This is a genomic window from Albidovulum sp. (genome assembly GCF_041919395.1).
Taxonomy (GTDB): domain Bacteria; phylum Pseudomonadota; class Alphaproteobacteria; order Rhodobacterales; family Rhodobacteraceae; genus Albidovulum.
The window spans coordinates 1-6166 of the sequence record NZ_JAYRTX010000138.1; the positions used below are offsets into that span (position 1 = coordinate 1).

The window sequence follows — 6166 nt, forward strand, 5'->3', positions numbered from 1 at the left end:
CGGGGGCGCTTACGCCCGGCCCCGTCCGGTCGCACGGTTACCAGCTTGGCAGCGAGGGTCAAGGCAGAGGCCTGGAAGCAGGGCGGCGACGCCGGCGACCTCGCGGTCGGGCGGGGTATCCGGTCCGGCCGTTCCGACGGCGTGGGAGCCTCCCTAGGCACTGCCGGGGAACTCGACGGCCCGGGCCTTCGGGGCTTGCTCGTCGCTCCCGGTGAATATCCCGCGCTGCGAGCCGTCGTCCGCCATTGGTCCGGGAACGCTCCGGAGCGCCCAGGTCCCCGTCCATGGCGATCGCGCCTCAGGGCCGCTGCCGACCGTTGTCCATGGGCTTGTCGATCTTCGGCTTTGCCGGATGCGTCGCAAGGCTGCGCGGCAGGCGTTCGTGGGCGGCATCCCCCGCCGGCATTCCGCTGGCGGCCCAAGTCAGCTCGCGGCCACCGCGCGCAGGGCATCCACCGCTGCCATCAGGTGCCCGCTGTCCAGGGCGTCGGGCCAGGTGGAGACCTTGACGGCGACGAGACCCGCGTCCGGGGCGACATAGACCATCTGGCCGAAGATCCCGAGGCAGAGATGGCGCGGCCTGTCGCGGTCCTCGATCCAGAACTGGTTGCGGTAGCAACCGTTCGGGAACTCCGCCCGCGCCGCATCGTCGAAAAGCCCGTGGGCGCCCGCCCGCACATCCTCGACCCAGGCGCGCGGGATGACCTGCCGCCCCTCCACCTGTCCGTCGTTGAGGTAGGCGAGCCCGAACCGTCCCAGATCGCGAAGCGCGGCGCTGATCCCGCCGCAGGCGAGCCCATAGCCCGCCCGGTCCACCGTGATCTCGGCATCCTCCTCGGCGCCAAGGGGCTGCCACAACCGCTCCGAGATGAGGTCGGGCAACCGCTTGCCGCTGACGCGCTGCATCACATGGGCGAAGACATCGGTCTCGATCGATCGGTAGGCGAAGCGCGCGCCATGCTCGGCCTCCTTGTGCGTGAGCCCCAGTATCTGCTCCCAGATACATGTCGGCCAGTCCGAGACATCGGTATCGGGCGGGGCGGGCTTCCAGCCGCTGCAGTAATCCATCTTGCCGATGTCGCTGTCGCGCTGGTCGTAGGTCTCGGTGAAGCGCACGCCCGTGGTCATGTCGAGCACCTGCCGAACGCTGGCCCCGGCCCAGGCGGTCCGGGCGAGTTCGGGCAGATACTCCGTCACCGGCGCGGCCGGGTCGATCAGGCCGTCGGCGATCAGCGTCGCCCCCGCCGTCGCGGTGATCGACTTCGACACTGATTGCAAGAGGTGCAGCGTCCGCGCGTCCATACCGTTGTGATAGCTCTCGTGCAGGACGTGGCCGTCCTTCCAGACCCACATCGCGTCCGTGTAGGTGGCGTCGAGCATCTCGGCGAAAGTCGTCCTTGTCCCGTCGCGGCGGCGGAAGGCGAAGTCGTCGAGACCGCCCCGCGCCGCCGGCAGCGGCGAGACCCGCGCGCCGCGGCGGATCGGCGCGGTCGGCAGTATCTGCCGCACACGCTGAAAGGCCCAGCGGTTCCACGGCGGCCGGTCCCAGTCGAGGAAGGGCACACGCATCTCCGCAGGCGGCGGCGCACCGTCCATGATCGGTGGCGGCGTTTCGGAATTGCGGTAGCTGCGCATCGGTTCCCTCCCCTCGGGATGGCGCATTCGCGCATGGCGCGCCGAGGAATGCAACAGGGTCGCCCCCCTTCGTGACGGGCCGGCGATTCCATGCGCCGATTGCCCCAAGGCCGTGCGCCAGGGGGCCGGGCAGGCCCCGAAGACCCCGCTTTCGCCCGGAACACCGACCAAAGGATGAGGCGCCGTCGCGAATTATCTGTCGCGCGGCGGCGGCCATTTGCGGCATTCTTGCGGAACGGTCCCAGGAGGAGCGGACCATTCAGGAGGAGGAAACCATGGCCTGGACGAAACCCGTGATCCGCGAAATCGAGTGCGGCATGGAGATCAACATGTACGGCCCCGCGGAAGACGAGGGCGGCGTTCTCTACTGAGAGGCGCGGGCGGGCCGACATGGGCTTTCGCACACGCATTCTCGGGGCGGCCGCCGGCGGCGGCCTGCCCCAATGGAACTGCGGATGCGGGAATTGCCGGCGCGCACGGGCGGGGGCGATTGCAGCGCAGACGCAGTCGTCGCTCGCCGTCACGGCGAACGGGCGGGACTGGGCGATCCTGAACGCCTCGCCCGACATCCGGGTGCAGCTTGCGGCCTGTCCGGCGCTCGCGCCCACGGGTCCGAGGGAGGTGCCGCTCAGGGCGGTGCTGGTGACGAACGGCGACATCGACCATGTGGCGGGACTTCTGACCTTGCGCGAGATGCAGCCTTTCAAGCTTTACGCCACTGCCGGCATTCATGAGGTGATCGCCGCCAACCCGATCTTTGCGGCCCTGAAGTCGGACATGGTGCGGCGCGAGGCGGTGGCGCTCGAGGCGGCGTTCGAGATTGTCCCCGGTCTCCGGGCCACGCTGTTTCCGGTGCCCGGCAAGGTGCCGCTCTATCTGGAGGGCGAGGTGGTGGAGACGCGGGCGATGGGCGAGCAGACGGTCGGCGTGCGGCTCGATGCCGGCGGGCTGACGGCTTTCTACGTCCCCGGCTGCGCGGCGCTGACCGGGGCCCTGGCGGCGCGCGTCGAGGGCGCGGACCTCGTCTTCTTCGACGGCACGCTCTGGACCGATGACGAGATGATCCGGCTCGGGCTCGGCCGCAAGACCGGCGGCCGGATGGGCCACATGGCGATGAGCGGGCCGGAAGGTTCAATCGCCGCCTTCGCGCCGCTCAGGATCGGGCGCAAGGTCTTCGTGCACATGAACAACACCAACCCGGTGCTCGACCCCGGCTCGCCCGAGCGGGCGGAGGCGGAGGCGGCGGGCTGGATCATCGGCCAGGACGGAATGGAGATCACCCCATGATACGCGCGCCCCAGCCCCCTGCCGCCTTCGAGGCCCGCCTGCGCCAGATCGGGGCGGATCGCTACCACGACAAGCACCCGTTCCACGCGCTGCTGCATGGCGGCGGCTGCACGCCCGACCAGGTCCGCGCCTGGGTCATCAACCGCTACTACTACCAGCACTCGATCCCGATGAAGGACGCGGCCTTCATGAGCCGGGTGGAGGATCCCGCGCTCCGCCGCGCATGGCGCAAAAGGATCGAGGACCACGACGGCACCGACGAGAACGAGGGCGGCATCCGCCGCTGGCTCAGGCTTGCCGAGGCGGTGGGGCTTGACCCCGACTATGTCGCCTCCTGCCAGGGCGTGATGCCCGCCACCCGCTTCGCCGTCGATGCCTATGTACGCTTCGTCCGCGACAAGACCTTGATGGAGGCGGTCGCCGCCTCGCTCACCGAGCTTTTCGCCCCGGCGATCCACGCGACCCGCATCGAGGGGCTGCTGAAGCACTACCCCTTCGCCAATGATGCCTCGCTCAGCTACTTCCGCAAGCGGCTGAAGGAGGCGCCGGAGGATGTGGCCTTCGGGCTGAAATGGGTGCTCGACCATGCCGACACCGCGGAACGGCAGGACATGGCGGCCGCCGCGCTGACCTTCAAGACCGATGTCCTCTGGGCCCAGCTCGACGCGCTCCACTCGGCCTATGTGGAGCCGGGCCGCATCCCGCCCGGCGCCTGGCTGCCGGGCGAGGGCATGGCGCTGGCGCGGGCCTCGTGATGGACGCGGCCGCGATCCCCGCTTTGCCCCGCGGTGTGCGCCTGCATTTCGACCGCGTGCGCGGCGACTGGGTGCTGCTCGCACCCGAACGCACGGTGACGCTCGACGCGGTGGGCCAGGCGATCCTGTCCGAAGTCGACGGCAAGCGCAGCTTCGGGGAGATCACCGCCGCGCTCGCCGCGAAATTCGCCGCGCCCCGCGACCAGATCGCCGCCGACAGCGCGGCCTTTCTCGGCGCGCTCCGCGACCGGCTGTTCCTGGAGGTCCGCCCATGACCGTGCCCCCGCCCATCGCCATGCTCGCGGAACTGACCCACCGCTGCCCGCTCTCCTGCCCCTATTGCTCCAACCCGGTGGAGCTTGCCCGCGCCGAGACCGAGCTTGCCACGGAGGACTGGGTCCGCGTCTTCCGCGAGGCGGCGGACCTTGGCGTCCTGCAGCTTCACCTCTCGGGCGGGGAGCCCGCCTCGCGCCGCGACCTCACGGACCTTGTCCGGGCCGCGCGCGAAGCCGGGCTCTACACCAACCTCATCAGCTCCGGCATCGGCCTGACCGAGGCTCGGCTCGCCGAGCTTGACGCCGCCGGGCTCGACCATATCCAGCTTTCCCTCCAGGGCACCGATGCCGGCATGGCCGACGAGATCGGCGGCTATCGCGGCGGCTTTGTCCGCAAGATGCAGGTGGCGGGCTGGATCAAGGCGATCGGTTTCCCCCTGACGCTCAACACCGTCCTCCACCGCCGCAACCTGCACCAGCTTCCCCGCGCGCTCGAGATGGCCGAGGAGATGGGCGCGCGGCGGGTCGAGGTGGCGACGGTGCAGTTCCACGGCTGGGCGCTGAGGAACCGCGACGCGCTGATGCCGACGCGCGAACAGGCGAAGGAGGCGACGCGGATCGTCGCAGAAGCGCGGGTGCGGCTGAAAGGCAGGCTCGTCGTCGACTATGTGCCCGCCGACTATCATTCCGACTATCCCAAGCGCTGCATGGGCGGCTGGGGTTCGACCGGCCTCAACGTCGCGCCGGATGGCACGGTGCTGCCCTGCCACGCCGCGCAGACGATCCCGCACCTGACGTTCGAGAATGTCCGCCACCGGCCCCTGGCTGACATCTGGTATCGGTCCAGCGCCTTCGACGCCTATCGCGGAACCGGCTGGATGGCCGAGCCGTGCCGCTCCTGCGACCGGCGCGAGAAGGATTTCGGCGGCTGCCGCTGTCAGGCGATGGCGCTGGCCGGGGATGCCGGCGCTGCCGACCCGGTCTGCGTGAAGTCGCCCCACCATGCGGCGCTTCAGGCCCGCGCCGCCGCCCATGCCGCAGCCACCGCCCCGCTGATCCACCGCACCGCGCCGGGCAGACCCGTGCCGGCCGAGCCGGTCGTCGGCTGATCGGGCACCTGCCCCGTGCCTCCACCGCCACCGTCATGGTCCGCCCGCACCAAGACCCGCGTCGGGCCTGCGCCACCGCTTCCCGCCGCTCAGATCGTCAGCGCTTCCGTCTCGCGCTGAAGGTCGGCCCGGCAGCGCGCGACGATGAAATCAGTGAAGGCACGGATCTTCGGATCGCGCAGGCGGCGATGCTGGGTCAGGCAAGTCAGTTGCACCGGCAGGGGTGGCGTCGCGCGAGCCACCGGCACCAACCGGCCCGCGCGCAGGTGGTCGGCCACTTCGAAGATCGGCTTCAGCACGATTCCCCGCCCGTCGAGCGCCCAGCCCGTCAGCACGTCGCCGTCATCCGATTCGAAAGGGCCCGAGACCTCGTAGCGCCGCGGACCCTCCGGCGTGACCAGCGTCCACTGGAACTCCGGCGCGCCGGGAAAGCGCAGGTTCAGGCAGTCGTGCCGGCCCTTGGCCAGACCCTCGCCGCTTTCCGGATCGCCCCGCGCCGTGACATAGGCGGGGGCGGCGCAAAGGACGCGCGGGCATTCCGCAACCACCCGCATCTTCAGCGTGGAATCCTCCAGCGTGCCGAGGTGGAAGGCAAGGTCGAGCCCCTCGCCGATCACGTCGATCTTGCGGTCCGAAAGCCTGAGCCGCACGTCGATCCTCGGATATTCGTCCTTGAATGCAGGCACATGCGGCGCGATGAACCGCCGTCCGACGCCGAGCGGCGCGGCGCAGAAAACCGTGCCTCTGAGATCGCGGGTGGAGGCCATGACGGCCGCCTCCGCCTCGTCGATCGCCTCCAGCACCTTGCGCGCGCCGTCGTAGAAGAGCCGTCCATTCTCCGTTGGCTGCAAGCGCCGTGTCGTGCGGTTGAAGAGCCGGATGCCGAGATGCCGCTCCAGTTCCGCGATCCGGGCAGAGGCGACGGCGGGCGAGGTCCGCTGGTCACGCGCGGCCGCCGACATGGACCCGAGTTCGAAGACCCGGACGAACATGCGGATGTTGCTGACATAGGCCATTCTTCGGGCAATCTTGAAAGTTCTCAGGTATTCGACGGATTATCAGAAAGGCCAAGCGCGGCATAGCCTTCGGCCGGGTTTCCCCCGTA

At 69.9% G+C, this 6166-nt stretch carries 7 protein-coding genes; 5 read left to right on the forward strand and 2 right to left on the reverse strand.

Annotation, left to right across the window (positions count from 1 at the left end; genetic code table 11):
• Positions 1-423: 423 nt before the first annotated feature.
• On the reverse strand, positions 424-1635 hold the full coding sequence (locus ACMUOO_RS16155) for a serine hydrolase domain-containing protein (RefSeq protein WP_301919193.1): 1212 nt from the start codon (positions 1633-1635) through the stop codon (positions 424-426).
• Between the two features lie 275 nt (positions 1636-1910).
• Here ACMUOO_RS16155 and pqqA point away from each other — a divergent pair, with 275 nt between their 5' ends.
• Genes pqqA through pqqE form a run of 5 tightly spaced genes read left to right on the forward strand, consistent with a single transcriptional unit; the run spans position 1911 to position 5061 of the window.
• Positions 1911-2006 (forward strand): pyrroloquinoline quinone precursor peptide PqqA, encoded by a 96-nt coding sequence (gene pqqA, locus ACMUOO_RS16160; RefSeq protein ID WP_301919194.1) that lies wholly within the window; start codon positions 1911-1913, stop codon positions 2004-2006.
• Between the two features lie 19 nt (positions 2007-2025).
• The gene (pqqB, locus tag ACMUOO_RS16165) at positions 2026-2922 is read left to right on the forward strand and encodes a pyrroloquinoline quinone biosynthesis protein PqqB (protein ID WP_301919195.1); all 897 of its coding nucleotides are present in this window, start codon (positions 2026-2028) and stop codon (positions 2920-2922) included.
• Positions 2919-3677: a pyrroloquinoline-quinone synthase PqqC gene (gene pqqC, locus ACMUOO_RS16170; protein ID WP_301919196.1), complete on the forward strand. Its 759-nt coding sequence runs from the start codon at positions 2919-2921 to the stop codon at positions 3675-3677. The genes pqqB and pqqC overlap by 4 nt, the downstream gene beginning before the upstream one ends.
• Positions 3677-3952 (forward strand): pyrroloquinoline quinone biosynthesis peptide chaperone PqqD, encoded by a 276-nt coding sequence (gene pqqD / locus ACMUOO_RS16175; RefSeq protein ID WP_301919197.1) that lies wholly within the window; start codon positions 3677-3679, stop codon positions 3950-3952. The genes pqqC and pqqD overlap by 1 nt, the downstream gene beginning before the upstream one ends.
• Positions 3949-5061 (forward strand): pyrroloquinoline quinone biosynthesis protein PqqE, encoded by a 1113-nt coding sequence (gene pqqE, locus ACMUOO_RS16180; RefSeq protein WP_301919198.1) that lies wholly within the window; start codon positions 3949-3951, stop codon positions 5059-5061. Before pqqD ends, pqqE begins: the two co-directional genes overlap by 4 nt.
• Before the next feature lie 89 nt (positions 5062-5150).
• On the opposite strand, the gene ACMUOO_RS16185 is transcribed toward pqqE, so the two are convergent.
• Positions 5151-6077 (reverse strand): LysR family transcriptional regulator, encoded by a 927-nt coding sequence (locus tag ACMUOO_RS16185; protein ID WP_301919199.1) that lies wholly within the window; start codon positions 6075-6077, stop codon positions 5151-5153.
• Positions 6078-6166 lie beyond the last annotated feature (89 nt).